Below are 20,751 nucleotides of genomic sequence, written 5' to 3'. Positions count from 1 at the left end.
CGTATGTGGCAGTCAGGCGACGCGTACGAGGCCTACATCGGCCGGTGGAGCCGCCGGATCGCGGCGACGTTCGTCCGCCGGCTCGACGTCCCGGCGAGCCGGCGCTGGCTCGACGTCGGCTGCGGCACGGGCGCGCTGACGTCGGCGGTCCTGACGGCGGCCGACCCGGCCGAGGTGGTGGGCGTCGACCCGTCGGAAGGCTTCCTGAAAACGGCCCGCGAGTCGGTGACGGACCCGCGAGCGACGTTCGAGGTCGCCGACGCGCGCGAGCTGCCGTTCCCCGACGACCGCTTCGACGTGACGGTCTCGGGGCTGGTGCTGAACTTCGTCCCGGACCCGGCCGCCGCGGCGGCGGAGATCGCCCGGGTGACCGTCCCGGGTGGACTCGCGGCCGCGTACCTGTGGGACCTCGCGGAGGGGATGGAGCTGATCCGCCTCTTCTGGGACACCGCCACCGAGCTGGACCCGGGGACCGCGGACCGGCACGAAGGCCGCCGGTTCCCGCTGTGCCGCCCGGAGCCGATGGGTCGCTTGTGGACGGAGGCGGGCCTCGCCGACGTGAGCGTCGGCGAGATCAAGATCCCGACGGTGTTCCGGAACTTCGACGACTACTGGCGGCCGTTCCTCGGCGCCCAGGGCCCGGCCCCGGCGTACCTCGCGACTCTTCCCGAGGCACGCCGGAACCAGATCCGTGAACTCCTGCGCAGCCGCCTGCCGACCAACCCGGACGGCTCGATCCCGCTTTCGGCGAGCGCCTGGGTCGTGCGCGGGACCGCTTAGAGACCGGCCTGCGCCAGCCAGTCCTTCGCGACGTCGGCGGCCTTCTCGCCGTCGGAGTCGACGCGCTTGTTCAGGTCCCGCATCACGTCCGTCGTCAGCTTCGCGCTCACGGCGTTCACCGCGGTCGCGAAGTCGGCGCCGCGCTCGTCGAGCACCTTCTTGTTCACCGCCGGCACGACGTTCTCCGTCGGGACGATGTTCAGGTCGTCCTTGAGCACCGTGTAGTTCGAGTCGCCGGTCAGCGGGCTGACCGAGTCGACCGGGATCACCGTGACCGCGCCCGACTTGAGCTGCTCGACCCGCGGCCCGGCTTCCTGGATCGTCTGGAACGTCGCGTTCGTCAGCTTGTAGACGTCCTTGAAGCCCTGGAAGCACGGCAGCCGCTTCTCGCACTCCGGCGGCCCCGCCATGACGACCTTGTCGAGCTTCTTCAGGTCGCTGATCGACGCGATGCCCTTTTCCTTGGCCAGGTCGGACTTGATGATGTAGGTGTTCTTGTCCTCCGCGGCGGCGAAGTTCAGCAGGCCGACGCCGCTGGGCTCGAACAGCTTGGCCAGCTGGTCGTGCTCCTCCTGCGCGGTCTTGCCCGCCTCCTTGCCGAAGCCGGTCGTGATCGCCGCGCCCTGGTACTCCGGGATGAACTGCAGCTCACCGGACTTCAGCGACGGGTAGATCAGCTCCCGCGACCCGAGGTTCAGCTTGCGCGTCACCGGATAGCCCTTGGCTTCCAGCGCCTGCGCGTAGATCTCGGCGAGGATCTGGCTGTCGGTGAAGTTGAAGGACGCGACGACGATCGGCGCGCCACCCTTGCTCTGCGCGGCGGGCTTGTCACCGCTGTCGCTGCCACCACCACAGGCGGCCAAGCCGAGCGTCGCCGCGAGGGCCACCGCCACCACGGACGCGTTCCGGAACCAGCGCACGAATCCCCACTCCTTCGTCACTCGAACAGACGAAAGGACCCTAGCGCCGCCCACCGACAAGCGCCCACATATTGAGAGAAAACCCCTCGAATTCCCAAACTCCGGAATGAGCTCCCACCAAACGGGGTAGGGTCGCCAGGTGCACGTGACCGCGGTGACCCCGCTGGCCGCCGACAGTGGCGATGTCGGACCCCCGATCTTCCAGTGGAAGTGGGTGGACCGCAACGCGGACGACATCGTCCAGCGCCTCGGCGAACACATCTCCCTGACCGCGGCCGCGCTCGGCGTCGGACTGGTCGTCTCGATCGCGCTCGCGGTGCTTTCACTGCGGTACCGCTGGTCGTACGGCGTCATCCTGAGCGCGACCGGCGCGCTGTACGTGATCCCGAGCCTGGGCGCGTTCGCCGTGCTGGTGCCGTTCTTCGGGCTGACGTTCCTCACCGCGATGATCCCGCTCGCGACCTACACGCTGCTGATCCTGGTCCGCAACATCGTCACCGGCGTCGACCAGGTGCCCAACGAAGTGCGCGAAGCCGCGGTCGGCATGGGCTACACGCGCGGCCGGCTGCTCTGGCAGATCGAGCTCCCGCTCGCGCTGCCGGTGGTGATCGCCGGGCTGCGCGTCGCCGCGGTGACGACGATCGGCCTGGTCACGGTCACCTCGATGCTCGGCCTCGGCGGCCTGGGCTACTTCATCCGCGCGGGCATCCAGACGGCGACGCCCAACCCGACCGAGATCATCGTCGGCGTGGTGCTGTCGGTGGTGCTGGCGGTGATCGTCGACCTCCTGCTGTGGTTCAGCGAGCGCCTGCTGGCGCCGTGGACGCGGAAGGTGCGCGCGCGATGAGCTTCCTCGACCAGCTGAACGCGTGGCTCGCGGACCCCAACCGCTGGAGCTGGACGGACAAGGCCGGCATCCCGTACCGGACGCTGGAACACCTCCGGTTTTCGTTGCTGGCCCTGGTGATCGCGGCCGTCCTGACGATCCCGGCGGCGCTGTGGCTGGCTCACTACCGCAAGGGCGCGTTCCTCGCGAGCAGCGCGGTGAACATCGGCCGCGCGATCCCGAGCTTCGGCTTGATCATCCTGTTCTGGTTCCTGGCCAGCCGCTGGGAGGTCGACACGACGTTCTGGCCGCTGCTGCTCGCCCTGGTCGCGCTGGCGATGCCACCGCTGTTCACGAACACGTACGCGGGCGTGGTGTCGCTGGAGCAGGAGACGGTCGACGCGGCCCGCGGCACGGGCTACCGCGAGGGGCAGATCATGTTCCGGCTGGAACTGCCGCTGGCGTCCCCGGTGATCCTGGCGGGCGCGCGGGTGGCGTTCCTGCAGCTGATCGCGACGGTCGCGATCGGCGCGATCGTCAACGACGGCGGCGGCCTCGGCCGCTACATCGTCGACGGTTTCGCCCTGGGAGCGTCGGGCTACGGCGAGATCTTCGCCGGCGGTCTGGCGGCGGTCGTCCTGGCGCTGGCCTGCGACGGCGTCTTCGCGCTCATCACCCGTTTGGCCACACCCCGAGGTCTGGCCCTGCAGAACGCCCGCCGCGAGTCGTAGGAATCTCACCCTGCGCAGTCACGCCTTACCATCCGTGCATGGATCGGCCGAAGCCCAACGCCCGCAAGCGCCTGCTCGCGAACAAGCTCAGACGGCTCCGTGAGGACGCCGGGCTCACCCAGGTCGAGGCCGGTGAGCCCATGCGGTTCAACAAGAACAAGATGAGCCGGATCGAGCTGGGCCATCTGCCGGACTACAACGGCTTCTTGGCGCTCCTCGATCGCTATGGCGTGATCGTCTCGGACTACGACGAGTGGATCAGCCAGTACGACCGCGCCTGGGAGAAGGGCTGGTGGCACGGCTACGGCCTGAACGACCTGGGTTACGTCCCCCTCGAAGCCGATGCCGACGAGGTCCGCACCTACCAGCTCGGTCTCATCCCCGGGTTGCTGCAGACGGAGCCCTGGATGCGCGCGGCTTTCGGCGGCACGCGCGACCCGATGTCCGGTCGCCGCTTGGAGAACGCGGTCGCCGTCCGCCGGCGCCGCCAGACCCGGCTCACCGACGATCCGCCCCTCCTGCTGCACGCGATCATCGACGAGTCCGCACTCCGGCGCGCCGACCTGCTGCCCAACGAGCAGTGCGCGCAGCTGGAGCACATCATCGAGCGCGCGCAGCTGCCCAACGTCACCGTGCAGGTCGTGCCGTTCCACCACGGCCTCCACAACGGCCGGGACGGCAGCTTCACCATCCTCAGCTACCCGCGGCTCGCCGAGCCCGACATCGCTTACGTGGAGCACGGTTTCGGCTCACTTCAGTTCGAGAAGTCCAAGGACGTCAACGCTGCTAGGCTGATTTTCCGCCATCTTGCCGATCTCGCGTTGGACGAACCGGATTCGATCGCACTGATCCGGCGGGTGATCGCGGAAACCTGACAGGAGGCGACCATCGTGCAGTGGCGCAAGAGCAGCTACAGCTCCGGCGGTAACCAAGGTGACTGCGTCGAGGTCGCCTTCACGCCCGGCGCGGTCGCGGTACGGGACTCGAAGGCACCGACGTCCGGCACGCTGACCGTGTCACCCGAAACCTGGCGCCACATCGGCGAAATCACCCGCTGAACGAGCGGCAAGCTTCGATCAGCCGTTCCACCTCGGGCCCCAGCGGCCGGTCCTCCTCGACCGGCGGCACCACCGACCGCACCCACTCGTAAGCCGCGCCCAGTCCCGGCACCCCGTCCGCCGCCAGGTGCCGCGCCTGAGAGCCGGTGACCAGCTCGCACGCCGTGATCGCGAACAGGTGCGTCGCGGCCGCCCGCAGCTGCTCCCCCGCGGCCCACGTAAACGCTTGCACGTCCTCCTGACCTGCCGACGTATCCAGAGAACCGAGCGTGGCGGGCGTCGAGAGCCGCCGCAGCGCGTGCAGCTCGCCGACCGCCCGTTTGTGCAGCGGCACGAGCCCCGCCCGCGGCCCGGGATCGGCCGTGAGCTGCGGCGGGAGGCCGCTGAAGCGCTCGTCGAGCAGGCGGTGCGTGCGCTGGACCGAGAGCTCGCCGAGGTGGGCGAGCGCGGCCGTCACCGCGTCCATGCGCAGGCCGAGGTCCACCGCGTGGTACGCCGTCCCGGGGAGGAAGTCCCCGTCCACGAACGACGGCGAGTCCCCCGGCATCGTCTGCCAGCGCGTCACGGTCTCGTGCAGCTCGGTGTTCACGCGGGAGGCGTGCGCCAGCGCCCGCGGCGCCACCCGCACGGAAAGCGGCGCCTGCACGACTTCCGAACGCACCGGCCCGTCGCCGACCATCCCGGTCAGCGCCTCCAGCAGGCGCCGCAGGTGGTCGTCGCCGCCCGCCATGACCGGGGAGAACACCTCGCGCGGGGCGCCGAGGACGTCGATCGCCATCGCTTCGGTGAGCGTCTGCAGCTGGATGAGCTGCCGCGCTTCGGTCCAGCCTCGGTTCGCGTGCATCACGGCCAGCGGAGAACCCTGAAGCAGCGAAGCGCCTTCCTTGGGCCCCAACACGTACGGCTCGGCACCTCGGCGAGCGAGCGCGTCCGCCGCGGGAGTCTCGACGCCGTCATCGAGGACCGTGCCGATGCCGAGGAACGTCTGGAAGGCGTGCGACAGCGGGATGATCTCGCCCGAGCTGCCGAGCCCGCCGCGCGGGACGGCGGGCGTGAAGCCGTCGTTCAGACGGTCCACCAAGAACTGCACCAGTTCGGCGCTGACGCCCGACCACGGCTGCAGGAAGTCGCGCAGCCGCACCAGAAGCAGCGCGCGGACGTCCTCGGGCGGGAGCCACGGCGGCCCGCCGACCGCGCGGCCGATGAGCAGGTTGCGCTGGTGCTCCGCCTGCTGCCGCGCGTCGAGGGCGACACCCGCCAGCCGGCCCATGCCGGTGTTGACGCCGTAGACGGGCTTTTCGCGGCTTTCGAGGGCCGTCAAGAGCTCGTTCCGGCGCTCCCTCAGCGCTGTGACCAGGGCTTTGTCCAGAACCAACCGTTCACCGTCGGCGAACTCGCTTCCGTCGGTGATCATCGGTACGGCAACATTGTTCCGACGCCGGAAGCCTCGGCACGGGCGAGGATCATGTTCGCCACCGCTACGTCCGTTGTGGACAGTCCGCGGTGCCAGAACAGGATCCGTTCGGCGTCGTGCTCGCGGCCCGGCTTCTTCCCGGCCACGACGTCGCCGATCTCGGCGTGGACCCCGTCCGCGGTGAGGAGGCCGGCGTTGAGCTGCGGGCGCAGGGCGCCGAACCGCGGGTTGCCGGACTGCGATTCGCGCCAGTCGTCGACGACGAGCTTGTCGATGTCGTCGAGCAGCGTGAGCTCCAGGGCGCTGATCGTGCCGTAGGGCACCAGGAAGGTGCCCGGCCGGAGGAACTCGCGCCGCACCAGCGGTTCGGGTTCGACCAGCCGGGAGGCCTCGACCTGGATGTCCGCGCCGTCCAGGGTCTCCTCGGCCGTGGCGCAGACGCGGACGTCCTTGCCGAGCCGTTCGGAGAGCCGGCGGCCGAAGTCCTCGCGGGACTCCGGGCGCTTGCTGGTCACGCGGATTTCGGCGAAGTCGAACAACGAGTCGAGGAGGACGACGTTCCACCAGGCGGTGCCGCGGGCACCGATGTGCCCGAGCACCCGGGAGTCCGGGCGCGCCAGGTACTTCGCGCCGACGGCGGTCATCGCGCCGGTGCGGGCTTCGGTGATCATCGTGCCGTCGACGATGGCCCGCGGCATGCCCGTGTCCGGGTCGAGCAGCAGGATCAGCGCCATTTCCGAAGGGAGGCCCCGTTCGAAGTTCCCCACGAAGTCACCGACGACCTTCACGCCGCTGACCTGCTTCGCGGAGAGGTGGCCGCGAAGGATGTTGAAGTGGCCCTTGCCGCCGTTGTCGGGCACGAGGTGCGTACGCGGCTCGAAGACAACCTGGCCGCGGCCGTGGTCGGCGAGCACGTCCTCGACCGCGCCGACGATGTCGGCGTCGGTGACGCCGAGCGAGTCGATGTCGGCACCGGTGAGGTACCGGAGCCAGACGGACGTCACTTGGCGAGGTCCTCGATGACCTCGGCGCCGGGCAGCGAGGCGAGCGAGGCGCCGGAGATCAGCAGCTTGCTGCCGCGGATCCCGCTGCCGATGACGAGCTCGGGCGCGTCGGCGACCCGCTGGTCGACGAGGATCGGCCAGTCGGCGGGCAGGCCGACGGGCGTGATGCCGCCGTACTCCATGCCGGTGAGCGAAACGGCTTCGTCCATGGGCGCGAAGGAGGCCTTGCGCACGTCGAGGCGGCGCTTGATGACACCGTTGACGTCGGCGCGGGTGGTGGCGAGCACGAGCGCGGCCGCGAACCGGACTTCCCCGGCGCGCTTGCCGGCGACGACAACGCAGTTGGCGGAGGCTTCGAGCGGCGAACCGTAGGTCTCGCAGAAGGCGGCGGTATCGGCCAGCGCGGGATCGATCTCGGCAACGCCGACGCCATCCGGTTCGACGAGGGCGGCGAGCGCCTTGGCGACGGGCTCGGCGAGCAGGTCAGTACGCGTGGGTGCGGGAACGACGGTGAGGCTCCCGGCGATGGTCCAGGTCACCTCGCCAGCCTAGCTACCAGCTCTGGCCGCCGCGCTGGACCTCGATCAGCTTCGGCCGGACGTCCACTATGTAGACCAGAGCCGCCGCCATCGCGGGCACGTAGAAGATCATCCCCGGCCCCATCACGGGGAACAGCACCATGGCGAGCGTCGCGCCACCGGTGATGAGCATCCACACGGGCTTCGTCTTGCGGTCCGCCGCGGAATAGGCGTCGGCGCGCTGAAGCAGCGCGTGCACGAAGGCGAAGAGCCCGACCAGCGCGCTGCCCCAGTGGATGACTTCGAGGATCCAGATGGCAACCAGCACAGCGACAGCTTACGGCAAACCGCCCGAACGACCCCGGCCCCGCCACCGGGGTCCGGTGGCGGGGCCGAAGGGTTCACGGCGTCTTTACTTGTCGGTCTTCGGCGCGGCCGGCTTCTTCGCGGCGGCGCTGGTGGTCGTGCCGCCGGTGGTGCGGCGGGCCGGGGTGGCCGTCTTCGGGGCCGTCTTGTTCGCGACCTTGCGGCTCGCGGAGCGGGTCTCGTGGGCGACGTCGTCACCCAGCTCCTCGATGGCCTCGGCGGCGTCGCCGGCGACCTCGGTCACCTTGCGGGCGGTCTTCTCGCCCACCGAGCGGGTGCGCTTGGTGAAGGTGCCCAGCACGCCGTCGACGCGCTCGCGGACCTCGCTGGTGACGCCCTCGACCTGGCCCTGCGCGGTGGCCACGGCCTCCTCGAGCTGCTCGATGGCCTTCTTGACCTGCGGCTGCGCGGAGAACTTGTCCCACGCCTGCTCGCCCGACTCGGCCAGCTTGTTGTACAGCTTGAGCGCGGCCTCGGTGTACTCGTCGATGACCTTGCGCAGCTCGGCCGGGTCCAGCTTCTCGCGGAGGCTCTCGACGTCGGTCGGCAGCTCCTGCAGGTTCTTGCGGGCGGTCTCGCTGCCCTTGGTCACGTTCTCGCGGGCCTTCGCCACGGCGTCGGTGACGGCCTGGCCGGCCAGGTTGCCGGCGCCGAGCGCGGCGAGCAGCGGGGTGCGGACCTGGTCGAGGGCGGTGTTGACGGCCTTCTTGACGTCTTCGGTCTTGGGGGTGGTCATGCTGACTCCTTGGTGTCTGCGGCTTGCGCGGTGTCTGTGGTGCCTGGGGTGGGAGCGGACCCGGCGGCCGGCCGTGCCGCGGCGTTCTCCCGGCGGAAGGATTCGTAGACGTCGAGCAGGACCTGCTTCTGCCGTTCGGTCAGCTCGGCGTCGGCGCGGATCGCGTCACCCACCGGCCCGCCCGTCGGCAGATCGAGGATCCCGGCCTGCACGTACAGCGCTTCCGCCGAAATGCGCAGGCCCTTGGCGATCTGCTGCAGGATCTCCGCGCTGGGTTTGCGGACCCCGCGCTCGATCTGGCTCAGGTACGGGTTGGACACGCCGGCGAGCTTCGACAGCTGGCGCAACGAGATCTTCGCGGTGTTGCGCTGCTGGCGGATGTACTCGCCGATGTCGGAAGCGATGTCCGCGACCTTCTCCATGGGACTGCCGGATCCTGGCGTCCCACCGGTCTCTGTCATCCGGTCACCTCCTCGCGACACCTTCGACGGTACGCGCGAGTGCTAGCTGTTGCAAGCACCCTGCTTGCAACAGTTGCTGTGGTGGTCCTCACCGCTAACGTGGTCGCATGACGCGCTCGGCCCGGCTGCGGCGGCGGCTCGTCGAGCACCTGCTCGACGAGGACGTCCTGCACGCGCCCGAATGGATCGCCGCCTTCCGCGCGGTGCCGCGCCACGTCTTCCTGCCGCGCTTCTTCGCGCCGGCGGGCGGGCTGTGGGCGGCGGTCGACCGGGACGACCCGGGCTGGCTGGAGACCGTCTACTCGCGGGACGTGCTGGTCACGCAGCTGGACGACGACCCGGACCGCTGGGAGCTCGCCCGGCGCACCGGGCCGGTGGCGGGCACGCCGACGAGCTCGTCGAGCATGCCGTCGATCATGGCGATCATGCTCGAGGAGCTGCGGGTCCGCGACGGGCAGCGCGTCCTCGAGATCGGCACCGGCACCGGCTACAACGCCGCCCTGCTGAGCCACCGCTGCGGCGCCGGTCAGGTGTCCACAGTGGACATCGACCCGGTGCTCGTCGGCGAGGCGCGCGAGCGGCTGGCGCAAGCGGGCTACCGCCCGGCGTGCGCGGAGGGCGACGGCGCGCTCGGCTTCCCGGCCGGCACCGTGTTCGACCGGGTGCTGTGCACGGCGTCGGTGTCGTCGATCCCGCCCGCGTGGCTGGCGCAGACCGTGCCGGGCGGCCTGATCGTGACGACGCTGAACCGGCCGATCGGCGCCGGGCTGGTCCGGCTCGTCGCCGGCGAAGACGGCACCGGCCAGGGCCACGTCCTCGCGCGCGACGGCCGGTTCATGCCGCTGCGCGCGCATCGGCTGCCGGAAGCGGACCGGTTGCCGATGCCGTCGCGGGACGACTGGGAGCAGACGCGGCTGCCGATGTCGGCGGTGCTCCAGCCGCGCAAGCAGTTCGAGTTCTTCGCCGGGCTGGCCCTGCCCGGCGTCCGGCCGGTGCGGGATGCCGCGGACGACAGCGTCTCGCTCACCCACCCGGACGGCTCGTGGGTCCGCCACCGCAAGCGCGGCGGCGCGGACGAGGTGGCCCAGGGCGGCCCGCGGGCGCTGTGGGAACTCGTCGAAGCGGCTTACGTCGAGTGGTGCGAGCTGGGCAAGCCGGACCGCGACCGCTTCGGCGTGACGGTCACCGAAGAGCGTCAGGAGTTCTGGCTCGACGAGCCGGACGGCCGCACCTGGCCCCTCGCCTGAAGCGGCACTTTCACGTGAAAGTGCCGCTTCGGCTCAACCCGGCAGCCGGTCGCGGATCCACTTCTCGACGTGGTCGGCCGTGGCCGCCGTCGAGACGTCCGTGGTGTCGAAGAGACCGACACCCAGTTCGTCCGCGGACTTCTGGAGCCAGTCGTTGAACTCCAGCATCTCCTCGATCCGCGGCTCGTCCCACTCCCGCCACGCCGGGCGCGCCCGAAGCCGGCGGCCCAGTGACTCCGGCGTGCTCACCAGCGCCAGGTAGTGGATGTCGCTGAAGAACGCGCGTTCCGGCAGCGGCTCGAACTCCGGGGGCGCGACCGTGCCGCACAGCACGACCGGGCGGCCGTTCTGGTGCAGCACGGCCGCCATCCGCAGCCAGACCGCGCGGAACGCGGCGACGTCGTCGTGCAGGGCGTCGATCCAGAGGATGTCCTGCTCCAGCACGACGACGTCACCGCCGAACCGCTCGGCCAGCAGCGGCCCCATGGTCGACTTCCCGGCGCCGCTCGGACCGGTCAGCGCGAACAGCGGCAGCTTGCGGAACGGCCACTCGTGCCGGCACTCGCGGCACGTGAGGACGGCCCCGGCGACGAGCGGACGGTCCGCCCGGTCGCCGCACGCCGGGCAGATCCGCAGGTCGAGACCCACCTCAGTCGAAGAGGTTCTCGAGGAAGCCGCGCTTGCGGTGGCCGCTGTGACCGTAGGGACGAGGCGAGTCCGAGTACCCGCGGTGCGGCCGCGGCGAGTCCGCGTAACCGCCGCCGCGGTAGGCCTTGGGCGAGTCCTGGTAGCCGCCGCGGTAGGGCCGCGGCGAGTCGGAGTGACCTCGGTAGGGCGGCGGCTGGTGGCCGTAGAAGGAGCTCTCCGCACCGGCGATCGCTTCGAGCTCACCGCGGTCCAGGAAGATCCCGCGACAGCCGTCGCACTGCTCGATGTGGACGCCGTTCTTGTCCACGGTCCGCATCTGGTTCTGACACTTCGGACAAATCACACATGCGAGACTACGCACAAATCGGTCAGCAGGCGCACAGGCAGAAGGGGTGCCCCACCGGATCGGCGTAGACGCGGAAGGTCTTCGGGGCGTCGTCCAGCAGCTTCGCACCCAGGCCGAGCACGCGCTCGTGCGCCGCTTCCAGGTCCGTGACGTTCAGGTCCAGGTGCAGCTGCTGCGGGTTCTCCGCGGACGGCCACGAAGGCGGCCGGTAGTCGGGCACCCGCTGGAAGGCGATCCCGGCACCGCCGGCCGGGTTGGCGAGGGTGACCCAGTGGCCGTCGTCGGCGACTTCGGGCTCGTCCCACTCCAGCACGGCCCGGTAGAACCCGGCCAGCGCCACGGGGTCGGGGCAGTCGAGGGCCACCACACCCAGCGTCGGTACCGCACTCATCGTCGCTCCCTTCGATCGCGAGTAACCAGCTATCGGATTATGTGGGTTAGCGCGAGCCAGGGCAACCACCGGTCGCCGTACACTGGTTCGGTGCACACCGACGCCTCACTCGTCGTGGAGTTCCTCAACACGGTCAACGTCGAAGAGGGCACTGACCTGCTCGAAGATCCCGGGCAGTGGCGGGAGTGGGCGGTGGCCCGGTCACTGACCCCCAACGCGGCCCCCGAGGCCCGAGCGGCCCGGGACGCACTGCGCGCGGCGATCGGCGACCCGAGGTTGCCGGGCGGGAGCCTGGACGTGGGCACGCGGATTTCCCTCACGGACGCCGGCCCGGCCCTGGTGGCGGACGACGTGGTGGGCGCGGTGTTCGCGGCGTGCGCCCGGCTGGTGGTCCGCGGCGACTGGATCCGGCTGAAGATCTGCCCGGCGGACACGTGTCTGTGGGCGTTTTACGACGAGTCCCGCAACCGGTCGCGGACGTGGTGCTCGATGAGGGTGTGCGGCAACCGCGAGAAGGCCCGCGGCTGGCGAGCCCGGGCGGCGGAGACTGCGGCCGGCTGACCCCCCAAGCCTGGCGCCGGCCACCCTCGGACGTCATGAAAGAGTCGTTCACCGCGTCCGACGCCCTGAAAGAGTCGTTCATGACGTGCGGCCGGGGCTCTCATCCGAGCGGCGGACCCCCAACCAGCTGTGGACAACTCGAGGTCCGAGCCCCACATATCCACGCCACCCACACCCGAGCCCCCACACGTTGTGGACAGCGATTAGGCCATCACCGTGAAAACCTGTGGATAACCCCGGGGATAACTCAGCTTCCTGTGGACAACTCGTTTGAGGCTCCCCCAGATGTGGTATACGACTCAGCCCCTCAGAACAGCAGCTCCGCCACGGCGTAGATGACCAGCCCGGCCAGCGCACCCACGACCGTGCCGTTGATCCGGATGAACTGCAGGTCGCGCCCCACCTGGAGCTCGATCTTCCGCGACGTCTCCTCGGCGTCCCAGCGCTCGACCGTGTCGGTGATGATCGTCGTGATCTCGCGCGAGTAGTTCTTCACCAGGTACGCGGCCGCGCCCTCGACCCAGCCATCCGCCTTCGAGCGCAGCTGATCATCCGAAACCAGCCGCGAACCCAGCGACACCAAGCCCAAGCGCACCCGGCGACGCAGCTCGCTCGACGGGTCCTCCGCCGCCGTCAGCAGCATCTCCTTCGCCGTGCTCCACGCCGAGCCGATCAGGCGCTGGACCTCCTCGTGGTGCACGATCTGGCCCTTCACCTGCTCGGCGCGGGCCATCACGTCGGGGTCGGTCTGCAGGTCCTGGGCGAACTCGCCGAGGAACTTGTCCAGCGCGAGCCGCATCGGGTGGTTGACGTCCGTCTTCACCGCCCACGCGAACGACAGCACCTCGCCGTACACCTTGTCCGCGAGCATCTCGTCGACGAACTTCGGCGACCAGCTCGGCGCCCGGTCGGACACCACGCGCAGCATCGTCGTGTGGTTGTCGCGGACCCACTCGTACGCGCGGTCGCACATCAGATCCACGAGCTTGTGGTGCGCGCCGTCGGCGAAGACGCCCTGGAGGATCTTGCCCAGCGGCGGGCCCCACGGCTTGTCGATGATCCGCCGCGCGACCGCCTGCTCCATGATCGCCTGGACGTCCTCGTCACGCAGCACGCGAACCGCCGCCCGGACCACCGTGGCCAGCTCGGACGTCACGCGCTCGGCGTTCTCCTCCTGGGCCAGCCACCCGCCGAGGCGGCGCGCGATCTCGACGCGCTTGAGCTTGTCGCGCACGACCTCCTCGGACAGGAAGTTCGACCCGACGAAGTCGCCGAGGCTGTTGCCCAGGGCGTCCTTCTTGTTCGGGATGATCGCCGTGTGCGGGATCTTCAGCCCGAGCGGGTGGCGGAACAGCGCGGTGACGGCGAACCAGTCGGCCAGCGCGCCGACCATGCCGGCCTCGGCCGCGGCGCGCACGTAGCCGACCCAGCCCGGCCAGCCCGCCGACTGCGCCCAGCTCGTGAGCAGGAACACGAGCGTGGCACCGAGCAGGAACGACAGCGCGACCAGCTTCATCTTGCGCAGCGCGCGCCGCTTTTCCTCTTCGCCGGCGGGCCCGCCCGGCGGGTCGGCGGGCGTCACCTTGGCGGGGGTCAGTTGCTCCACATCACCATTGTCCGTGAGGATGGCTGATCGTGCGCGAACCTGCTCTCGTCCCCCGCCTCCGGCCGTTCACCTCGACCATCTTCGCCGAGATGACCGCGCTGGCCGTGAAGCACGACGCCGTCAACCTCGGCCAGGGCTTCCCCGACACCGACGGCCCGGCCGGCATGCTCGACGCGGCCAAGAACGCGCTGTTCGGCGGGGCCAACCAGTACCCACCGGGGCCGGGCCGGCCGGAGCTGCGGGCCGCGATCGCGCGGCACCGGCTGCGCTACGGCACCGAGTACGACCCGGACACCGAGATCCTGGTCACCGCGGGCGCGACCGAGGCCATCACCGCGACGCTGATCGCGCTGACCGAGCCCGGGGACGAGGTCATCGTCATCGAGCCCTACTACGACTCCTACGCCGCCGCGGTCGCGATGGCGGGTGCCGAGCGGCGGGTCGTCGGGCTCGTCGAAGGCCCGGACGGCCGGTTCGGGCTCGACGTCGAGGGCCTGCGGGCCGCCGTCACCCCGCGGACCAGGGCGATCCTGGTCAACTCGCCGCACAACCCGACCGGGACCGTCTTCACCCGCGCCGAGCTGGAGGCGCTGGCCACGCTCTGCGTCGAGCACGACCTGATCGCGATCTGCGACGAGGTCTACGAGCACCTCGTCTTCGACGGCAACGAGCACATCCCGCTGGTCACGCTGCCCGGCATGCGGCCGCGGACGGTGAGCATCTCCAGCGCCGGGAAGACGTTCAACTGCACCGGCTGGAAGATCGGCTGGGTCTGCTCGACGCCGGAGCTGGTCGCGGCGGTGAAAGCGGCGAAGCAGTTCATCACGTTCGTCTCCGGCGGGCCGCTGCAGCCGGCCGTCGCGCACGCGCTCGACCACGAGCTGCCCTGGGTCGACGGCCTGCGCGCGTCGCTGCAGGAGAAGCGCGACCGGCTTTCGGCCGGGCTCGCCGACGCCGGGTTCACGGTCCGGCCGACCGCGGGCACGTACTTCGTCTGCGTCGACGTGCGGCCGCTCGGCTTCACCGACGCCGCCGACCTGGCGTGGGAGCTGCCCGGGCGGGTCGGGGTGGCCGCGGTGCCCGTGAAGGTGTTCACCGATCACCCGGACGAGTGGAAACACCTGCTGCGTTTCGCGTTCTGCAAGCGCAACGACGTCATCGACGAGGGCGTCACCCGATTGCGCAAACTGGTCTGACGACCGAGATCCGGCTCGGTGGTGGCCGCCGGCGTGCCGCGAGGCCCGAAACGGACCTCGGCGGCTGGCGTTCCACATTCCGAGCGCTTGGCCGAAAATTCTTTCACGACCACCGAACGCCACCGAACGGACACCGCTCGCGGTCGGAATTCGCGAAACATCAGGTCAACGCCCAAATGTGCAAGTTGCAGAACTCGTCCGAATGGCCGCAGAGAAACCCCCGAACGGCACTGAGAGTGATCAACTCGTCGGCCGCAGTTGCCTTGCCGGGCCAGGCCGTTCCGCCTTGTGGGCTGGATCGAACGCGGTTGAGATGAAAGACTCCCGAGCGGTGCTAGAAAGAGTGCAGCCCCGGGGGAACTGCGACCTGGCCGGAGAAAGACCCCAGCAAGAACGGACTCGAGCGCGAAGCGTTGGAGCCACAGGCGCGGACGGTGGTGGTGGCGGTGAGCAGCACGGCGAACGCACGCCGCGGCGCTCCCGCGCGGCCTGCGCTCACCGCGGGTGAACCGAGGCCGCGGCTTTCCGCTGGTGAGCCGCTTCCCACCCGGGATTCCTCTCGCACGCGCGGGCGCACGCCGCGCCCGTGGGCGGCCGCGCTGCAGCGGCCCGCCGCCAAGATCCTCGTCGCCGGGGGCCTGACCCTCGCCGGCTGGCTGCTCACCGGCGCGCTCTCCGGCAGCACCGCGGCCGCCGCCGAGACCGCCGGCTGCCCGCACGCCGCCGCGTCCACTGTGGAGCACGGCGGCCTGCTGCACGGCCACCACCGCAAGAGCCACCGCGAACCCGGCACCTGCGCGCAGCCGGCCGACACGACGGAAACCGGCGCGAGCGACGCCGGCACCACCGAGACCGAGCAGTCCACGAAGGACACTCAGCCCGCCGAAGAGCCGGCGACCGAACCGGCCGCCAAGGCGACCTCGTCCGGCGGCCTGCTCAACGGCCTCGTCGGCACGGTCAAATCGGTGACCGAACCCGTCGCGAAGAAGACCACGTCGGCGTCCGACGGCGGCCTGCTCGGCGGGCTCGTCGGCGGCGTCGTGAACGTCGTCGGCGGCACGCTGAACACGGTCACCACCACCGTGTCCGGCACGCTGGACACCGTCAGCACGCTGACGAACACGCTGTCCCACACCGTTCTCGCGCCGCTCACCCAGCCGCCCGCGGACAACCCGGACGCGCCCGTCCTGCTCCCGCTCGACGACGTCCTGAACCCGATCCTCGGCGGCAGTTCGAACTCCGGCGGTGTCACGGTCACCGTGCCCGGCGTCACCACCGACACTGCCACCCAGCCGGCGACCGCCGCCGCGGTCGTCGAAACCGCGCCCGCCGAAACCACCGCGACGACGACCTCTCAGCAGACCGCCCGGGTCGCGGTCGTGCACCTCGTCGAGGTGCAGAACACGCTGCCCGCCAAGCAGGAGCAGCCGCGCGACTCCGGTGTCCACGCGCGCAACGGCGGCGGCGACAGCACCCCGGGCCTGCCCGGTGGCAGCAGCGCCCCGAGCGCGCCGGCCCCGACCGCGGCTCCCGGCCACGACGGCCCGGGCGGCGCCCGCCACGCGTTCGCCGTCCACACCGACGACGTCACCACCACCCAGCTGAAGCTCATCGGCACCAGCCGCGACCACGAGGTCGACGGCGCGGGCAGGGAAGCCGCCCTGCCGACCACCTCCCCCGACTGACCCGAAACCGGGCAGCCGGGGACAGCTGCGTCCAAAACAAGATCAACAGGACGCAACCGCACGCCGTTAGAGTGTGACGTTTCCCCTGCTCCAGTACGAAATTCGTGACTCTTTCACGTCTCGTGACGCGCCCGCGCGTCCGACGTACCCCAGGGGCTGAAAGCCATGCGAAACCACAGTCTTTCCGACCGGCCGACCGCGCCCGGCCGGGTCGGATCCCGGTCCCGGCGCCGCGCTGCCCCCGTGGCGCCGGGACCCACACCGGGCGTGCTCCGGGAGTCGTCACTCACCGCGCCGAGCGGCGACTCGTCTCGCGAAGAGCACGTCTGAGCCGCCGGCTTCCCGGCACGTCGAGGGGCTGTGCCGGGAAGCCGCGGCACCCACCGATGGGGTCACGCCCGGACGTGGGAGTGTGAAACAACGAACCGGTGCGCTGGATGCTCACGAACGCCGCCCATCCCTGGGAGCAGGCTCGCATCCAGCGCACCGGTTCGTTTTTTATGCGATCGGTGCGTCCAGCGACGCCGGCGTGCCGCGGACGGACGCCTCGGCCGCGCTCAGCCGCCGGACCGCTTCCTCGATCCGGTCCGGCGGCAGCGAGAACGGCAGCCGGATCCAGCGCTCCAACCCGCCGTGGACGCCGAAGCGCGAGCCCGGCGCGACCTGGACGCCGTGGCTCGCCGCCGCCACCGCGAGCCGTGAGCTGACCGGTTCCGGCATCCGGCACCACAGCGAGAGCCCGCCCTTCGGCAGCGTGAACGTCCAGTCCGGCAGGTACCGGTGGACCGCGCCGGCCAGCGCGTCGCGGTAGCCGCGCAGCTCCTCGCGACGGCGGCTCAGCGCGGCGTCGTCGTCCAGCAGCTCGCCGAGGACGATCTGCTCGAACACCGGCGAGCCCAGGTCGACCGCGTAGCGCGCCGAAACCAGGCGGCCGAGCAGGTCCTCGGACGCGCGGATCCAGCCGAGCCGCAGCCCGCCCCAATGCGTCTTCGACGCCGAGCCGACGCAGATCGCGAGGTCGCCGGCGAACGCGGCCAGCGGCGGCGGCCCGGTCAGCGGGTCACCTTCCAGGTCCAGCTCGACGAGCGTCTCGTCCACCACGACCGGCGTCCGCGCGCGGGCCAGCACGGTGCCGAGCCGGGAGCGGCCTTCGGCGTCCAGGCGCAGGCCAGTCGGGTTCTGGAAGTCGACGACGAGGTAGGCGAACCGCGGGGACGCCTGGCGCAGCGCCGCGTCGACGCCCGCGATGTCCCAGCCGCGGCCGCCGCCCGGGTCGAGGGCCACCGGCACCGGGATGGCGTGCGCGGCCCGGATCGCCTCCAGGGCGTTCGGGTACGTCGGCTGCTCGACCAGCACGCGGTCGCCGGGGCCGGCGAGCATCCGCAGGACCAGGACGAACGCGTGGTGCGCGCCGTTGGTGACCATGACCTGCGCGGGAGTCGTCGGCAGCCCGCGCTCGGTGTAGCGCCGCGCGATCTTCTCGCGCAAGCTCAGCAGGCCGCGTTCCTGGTAGCCGTGGTCGCCGAGGTGGTCGGCGAGCCGGACGCGGGCCGCGTCGACCGCCGCGGCCGTGCCGGGGATGGCGGGCGAGGACGCGTGGGTGAAGTCGATCGAGCCGTCGCCGGCCGGGGCGAGCGGGCCGCGGCGACGGCGTCCGGGCGCGGCGATCCACGAGCCCGCCCCGCGGCGGCTCGCGACGAACCCGCTCTCCCGCAACCGGTCCAGGGCCGCGCCGATCAGCGTCCGGCTGACGCCGAGCGCGTCGGCCAGCTCGCGCTCGGCGGGCAGCCGGGTGCCGAGCGGGAGCTGGCCGTCCAGCACCTGCAGCTCGATCGCCGCGGCCAGGTCGGCCGCCCCCTGCCGCGAGCCTTGCCGCCAGGAGCCCAGCATGACGGCCAATCGCGGTCCGGAGATGCGTCCACCCAGTGGGACTGCGGCTTCCATAAGGCCAATATCCTGGAATTGGCTATGGTTTACAAGGCCACTCCGGACGGATAGTTCCAGTGTGGCTCAGATCGACCTCCGGCCCGTCCGGATCTCCCGCGACCCCGTCCGCCGCAGCGCCCAGCTGCTCGGCGGCCTCGCCCTCTACGGCACCAGCGTCGCCCTCGTCACCCGCGCCGGCCTCGGCCTCGAGCCGTGGAGCGTGCTGGCCGAGGGCGTCCTGAAGCACACCGGCCTGACTTTCGGCACGGTCACCGGCCTGATTTCGGTGGTCGTGCTCCTGCTGTGGATCCCGCTGCGCCAGCGGCCCGGGATCGGCACGATCGCGAACGTCGTGGTCATCTCGGTGATGGTCGACGTCGTGCGGGCGGTCCTCCCGGACCAGCACGACCTCGCGTGGCAGATCGCCCTGCTGGCCGGCGGGGTCGCGCTCAACGGCGTCGCGACCGCCACCTACGTCGGCGCCCGGCTGGGCCCGGGTCCCCGCGACGGCCTGATGACCGGGCTCGCCGGGCGCACCGGCTGGTCGGTCCGGCTGGTGCGCACCGGCATCGAGGTCACCGTGGTCGCCGCCGGTTTCCTGCTCGGCGGGACCGTCGGCGTCGGCACCGTGCTCTACGCGCTGGCGATCGGCCCGCTGACCCAGGCGCTGCTGCCGCTGACGACCTGGCGCGAGCGCTAGCCGGCTTTGCGTTGCTGGACGGCCCGGCGCAGCGTCAGGTAGTCGGCGCCGCGCCGGGCGAGGACGTCGTCGGTGCCGCGCTGCTGGGCCAGCGCGAGCAGGATGTGCTCCTGCCCGAGGTGCTTGTCGCCCAGCCGGACGGCCTCCTTGAGGCTCAGTTCCAGGGTCTTCTTCGACTGGGACGTGAACGGGACGTGCCCGCGTTTGGCCGGCCCCAGCCGCCCGGCGAGCGCGCCTTCGCCGTGGGTCCGCTCGACGCTTTCCACGATCTGCTCGACGTCGATGCCGAACTCGGTGAGCGCTTCGGCGTCGGCGTCGCTGACCCCGCCCCGCCGTCTCGTCCGTTCGAGTTCGGCGGCCAGGTCGTCGGTGGCGACGCCCAGCTCGGTGAGCAGCGGGACCCCGGTCTTGAGCAAGCCGGCCAGCAGGTCCACCGGCCCGACTTCCACCGACCCGGACTGCCGGGCCGTCATCTGCGCTTCGACGACCGCGAGCCGCGCGTCCGCCGTGAACCGCTCGAACATCAGTGCCTCCCGTACTTCTTGTGCACGGCCTGCCGGCTGACCCCCAGCTCGGCGGCGATCTCCTGCCACGACCAGCCGTCGATCCGCGCACTGCGGACCTGAACGGCCTCCAGTTGTTCCACCAGCCGCCGGAGCGCGGCGACCGCACGCAGTCCCACCCGGGGATCGCGGTCGCCGGCCCGGGCGGCCAGGTCCGTCGCTTCCGTCATGGTTGTCAACCTACGTTGACATGGGCGGCCTGTCAACCTGAGTTGACAGGCCGCCCACTCCCTGCGTCAGCGCGAAGGTCGCCGACGCCCGACGTACAGTCGGGTGGTGCCCGAGATCGTGATCGCCGAGCGGGCCGGGGTGGGCGCCGACGGCCACCCCCGCCCGACCGAAGACCACGTCGTCGTGCTGGACAACGCGGTCCTCCTCCTCGACGGCGCGACCTCGTCCGACCCCTCGCAACCCCCGGGCGGCTGGTACGCCGAACGCCTGGCCCAGCGCCTGGCCGACGACCTCCGCGCGGCTCCCGAGGCCGACCTCACCGACACCCTCACCGGCGCCATCGCCAAAGTCACCAGCGAGAACGCCCTCCGCCCCCAGCGGTCACCGTCGAGCACGGTCGCCGCCGTGCGGTGGCTCGACAACCGAGTGGACGCGCTCGTGCTCGCCGACAGTCCCGTCGTCGGCTTCGGCGGCTTCGGTGTCGACGTCGTCTCCGACGACCGGCTCGCGCGGCTGCGCAGGCGCGGCATGCTCCAGACCGGCGCCGACGTCCGGCGGAGGCGCAACGCCCACGACGGCTTCTGGGTCGCCGAAGCCGACCCGGGCGCCGCCGCGCACGCAGTCCGGCGAAGCTGGCGAAGAACCACGGTCGACGCCGTCGTGCTCGCCAGCGACGGCGTCTCCATCGGCGTCGACCAGTACGAACTCTTCGACTGGCGGGAAGTCCTCGCGATCACCCGCGCCGACGGGCCGGACGCCGTGCTCGACGCCGTCCGGACCGCCGAAAAGCAGGATCCGGACGGCGAACGCTGGCCGCGGCCGAAGCGCCACGACGACCAAGCCCTGGTGCTGATCGACTTCGCATCCGGGGGAATTCAGGGTCTTCCCTGATCACGG

At 71.1% G+C, this 20,751-nt stretch carries 25 protein-coding genes; 11 read left to right on the top strand and 14 right to left on the bottom strand.

The annotated features are described in order from the left end of the window. Positions 1-3: 3 nt before the first annotated feature. Positions 4-780, top strand: coding sequence for a class I SAM-dependent methyltransferase (locus BLV96_RS24065; RefSeq protein WP_086675696.1), 777 nt, complete (start codon positions 4-6; stop codon positions 778-780). Here the strand turns inward: BLV96_RS24065 and BLV96_RS24060 are convergent. After that, complete coding sequence (locus tag BLV96_RS24060) at positions 777-1,700, bottom strand: ABC transporter substrate-binding protein (protein ID WP_086675695.1); 924 nt, start codon at positions 1,698-1,700, stop codon at positions 777-779. The two genes, BLV96_RS24065 and BLV96_RS24060, sit on opposite strands and share 4 nt — an antisense overlap. A 139-nt stretch (positions 1,701-1,839) precedes the next feature. On the opposite strand from BLV96_RS24060, the gene BLV96_RS24055 reads away from it, so the two are divergent. From BLV96_RS24055 to BLV96_RS24040, 4 genes are read left to right on the top strand one after another with little or no spacing between them, the layout of a single operon-like run. Further along, the gene (locus tag BLV96_RS24055) at positions 1,840-2,547 is read left to right on the top strand and encodes an ABC transporter permease (protein WP_086675694.1); all 708 of its coding nucleotides are present in this window, start codon (positions 1,840-1,842) and stop codon (positions 2,545-2,547) included. Then, positions 2,544-3,257, top strand: coding sequence for an ABC transporter permease (locus tag BLV96_RS24050; RefSeq protein ID WP_086675715.1), 714 nt, complete (start codon positions 2,544-2,546; stop codon positions 3,255-3,257). The genes BLV96_RS24055 and BLV96_RS24050 overlap by 4 nt, the downstream gene beginning before the upstream one ends. 38 nt (positions 3,258-3,295) lie before the next feature. Continuing rightward, positions 3,296-4,132, top strand: a complete 837-nt coding sequence (locus tag BLV96_RS24045; RefSeq protein WP_086675693.1) for a helix-turn-helix domain-containing protein — start codon at positions 3,296-3,298, stop codon at positions 4,130-4,132. Positions 4,133-4,147: 15 nt separating this feature from the next. Then, positions 4,148-4,315: a DUF397 domain-containing protein gene (locus BLV96_RS24040; protein ID WP_086675692.1), complete on the top strand. Its 168-nt coding sequence runs from the start codon at positions 4,148-4,150 to the stop codon at positions 4,313-4,315. On the opposite strand, the gene BLV96_RS24035 is transcribed toward BLV96_RS24040, so the two are convergent. From BLV96_RS24035 to BLV96_RS24010, 6 genes are all read right to left on the bottom strand, one after another. Further along, on the bottom strand, positions 4,305-5,729 hold the full coding sequence (locus BLV96_RS24035; RefSeq protein WP_086675691.1) for an aromatic amino acid lyase: 1,425 nt from the start codon (positions 5,727-5,729) through the stop codon (positions 4,305-4,307). The genes BLV96_RS24040 and BLV96_RS24035 overlap by 11 nt on opposite strands. Then, on the bottom strand, positions 5,726-6,733 hold the full coding sequence (locus tag BLV96_RS24030) for an ornithine cyclodeaminase family protein (RefSeq protein WP_086675690.1): 1,008 nt from the start codon (positions 6,731-6,733) through the stop codon (positions 5,726-5,728). The genes BLV96_RS24035 and BLV96_RS24030 overlap by 4 nt, the downstream gene beginning before the upstream one ends. Continuing rightward, on the bottom strand, positions 6,730-7,272 hold the full coding sequence (locus BLV96_RS24025) for a YbaK/EbsC family protein (RefSeq protein ID WP_086675689.1): 543 nt from the start codon (positions 7,270-7,272) through the stop codon (positions 6,730-6,732). The genes BLV96_RS24030 and BLV96_RS24025 overlap by 4 nt, the downstream gene beginning before the upstream one ends. Before the next feature lie 13 nt (positions 7,273-7,285). Beyond that, on the bottom strand, positions 7,286-7,579 hold the full coding sequence (locus BLV96_RS24020; protein WP_086675688.1) for a DUF2516 family protein: 294 nt from the start codon (positions 7,577-7,579) through the stop codon (positions 7,286-7,288). An 84-nt stretch (positions 7,580-7,663) separates the two neighbouring features. Beyond that, complete coding sequence (locus BLV96_RS24015) at positions 7,664-8,353, bottom strand: hypothetical protein (RefSeq protein ID WP_086675687.1); 690 nt, start codon at positions 8,351-8,353, stop codon at positions 7,664-7,666. Continuing rightward, positions 8,350-8,775: a helix-turn-helix domain-containing protein gene (locus tag BLV96_RS24010; protein WP_086675686.1), complete on the bottom strand. Its 426-nt coding sequence runs from the start codon at positions 8,773-8,775 to the stop codon at positions 8,350-8,352. The genes BLV96_RS24015 and BLV96_RS24010 overlap by 4 nt, the downstream gene beginning before the upstream one ends. Positions 8,776-8,921: 146 nt before the next feature. Between BLV96_RS24010 and BLV96_RS24005 the strand changes: the two genes are divergently transcribed. Beyond that, a complete protein-coding gene (locus tag BLV96_RS24005) occupies positions 8,922-10,061 on the top strand; it encodes a methyltransferase domain-containing protein (RefSeq protein ID WP_086675685.1) in 1,140 nt (379 codons plus the stop codon). Positions 10,062-10,094: 33 nt separating this feature from the next. On the opposite strand, the gene BLV96_RS24000 is transcribed toward BLV96_RS24005, so the two are convergent. Genes BLV96_RS24000 through BLV96_RS23990 form a run of 3 tightly spaced genes read right to left on the bottom strand, consistent with a single transcriptional unit; the run spans position 10,095 to position 11,446 of the window. Beyond that, on the bottom strand, positions 10,095-10,709 hold the full coding sequence (locus BLV96_RS24000; protein ID WP_086675684.1) for a nucleoside/nucleotide kinase family protein: 615 nt from the start codon (positions 10,707-10,709) through the stop codon (positions 10,095-10,097). Position 10,710: 1 nt separating this feature from the next. After that, the gene (locus BLV96_RS23995; protein ID WP_208608307.1) at positions 10,711-11,070 is read right to left on the bottom strand and encodes a TFIIB-type zinc ribbon-containing protein; all 360 of its coding nucleotides are present in this window, start codon (positions 11,068-11,070) and stop codon (positions 10,711-10,713) included. A 7-nt stretch (positions 11,071-11,077) separates the two neighbouring features. After that, positions 11,078-11,446, bottom strand: a complete 369-nt coding sequence (locus tag BLV96_RS23990) for a VOC family protein (RefSeq protein WP_086675682.1) — start codon at positions 11,444-11,446, stop codon at positions 11,078-11,080. Between the two features lie 90 nt (positions 11,447-11,536). Between BLV96_RS23990 and BLV96_RS23985 the strand changes: the two genes are divergently transcribed. Next, complete coding sequence (locus tag BLV96_RS23985) at positions 11,537-12,007, top strand: CGNR zinc finger domain-containing protein (RefSeq protein ID WP_086675681.1); 471 nt, start codon at positions 11,537-11,539, stop codon at positions 12,005-12,007. Between the two features lie 307 nt (positions 12,008-12,314). On the opposite strand, the gene BLV96_RS23980 is transcribed toward BLV96_RS23985, so the two are convergent. Then, the gene (locus BLV96_RS23980) at positions 12,315-13,613 is read right to left on the bottom strand and encodes a DUF445 domain-containing protein (protein ID WP_086675680.1); all 1,299 of its coding nucleotides are present in this window, start codon (positions 13,611-13,613) and stop codon (positions 12,315-12,317) included. A gap of 29 nt (positions 13,614-13,642) precedes the next feature. On the opposite strand from BLV96_RS23980, the gene BLV96_RS23975 reads away from it, so the two are divergent. After that, positions 13,643-14,809 carry a pyridoxal phosphate-dependent aminotransferase gene (locus BLV96_RS23975; RefSeq protein ID WP_086675679.1) on the top strand — a complete coding sequence of 389 codons (1,167 nt, stop codon included), beginning with the start codon at positions 13,643-13,645 and terminating at the stop codon, positions 14,807-14,809. Between the two features lie 446 nt (positions 14,810-15,255). After that, positions 15,256-16,494: a hypothetical protein gene (locus BLV96_RS23970; RefSeq protein ID WP_244180429.1), complete on the top strand. Its 1,239-nt coding sequence runs from the start codon at positions 15,256-15,258 to the stop codon at positions 16,492-16,494. A 498-nt stretch (positions 16,495-16,992) separates the two neighbouring features. On the opposite strand, the gene yczR is transcribed toward BLV96_RS23970, so the two are convergent. Further along, positions 16,993-18,438: a MocR-like transcription factor YczR gene (gene yczR, locus BLV96_RS23965; protein ID WP_167379710.1), complete on the bottom strand. Its 1,446-nt coding sequence runs from the start codon at positions 18,436-18,438 to the stop codon at positions 16,993-16,995. Positions 18,439-18,499: 61 nt separating this feature from the next. Between yczR and yczE the strand changes: the two genes are divergently transcribed. After that, on the top strand, positions 18,500-19,120 hold the full coding sequence (gene yczE / locus BLV96_RS23960) for a membrane protein YczE (RefSeq protein WP_086675676.1): 621 nt from the start codon (positions 18,500-18,502) through the stop codon (positions 19,118-19,120). Here the strand turns inward: yczE and BLV96_RS23955 are convergent. Together BLV96_RS23955 and BLV96_RS23950 are read right to left on the bottom strand one after the other, a co-directional pair. After that, a complete protein-coding gene (locus tag BLV96_RS23955; RefSeq protein ID WP_086675675.1) occupies positions 19,117-19,644 on the bottom strand; it encodes a Clp protease N-terminal domain-containing protein in 528 nt (175 codons plus the stop codon). The two genes, yczE and BLV96_RS23955, sit on opposite strands and share 4 nt — an antisense overlap. Next, the gene (locus tag BLV96_RS23950; RefSeq protein WP_086675674.1) at positions 19,644-19,853 is read right to left on the bottom strand and encodes a sigma factor-like helix-turn-helix DNA-binding protein; all 210 of its coding nucleotides are present in this window, start codon (positions 19,851-19,853) and stop codon (positions 19,644-19,646) included. The genes BLV96_RS23955 and BLV96_RS23950 overlap by 1 nt, the downstream gene beginning before the upstream one ends. A gap of 106 nt (positions 19,854-19,959) precedes the next feature. Here BLV96_RS23950 and BLV96_RS23945 point away from each other — a divergent pair, with 106 nt between their 5' ends. Continuing rightward, positions 19,960-20,745 (top strand): protein phosphatase 2C domain-containing protein, encoded by a 786-nt coding sequence (locus BLV96_RS23945; protein WP_167379709.1) that lies wholly within the window; start codon positions 19,960-19,962, stop codon positions 20,743-20,745. Positions 20,746-20,751 lie beyond the last annotated feature (6 nt).

Origin of the sequence: Amycolatopsis pretoriensis (assembly GCF_900107925.1) — a bacterium.
Classification (GTDB): Bacteria; Actinomycetota; Actinomycetes; order Mycobacteriales; family Pseudonocardiaceae; genus Amycolatopsis; species Amycolatopsis pretoriensis.
This window is presented reverse-complemented; position numbering and strand designations above follow the sequence as displayed.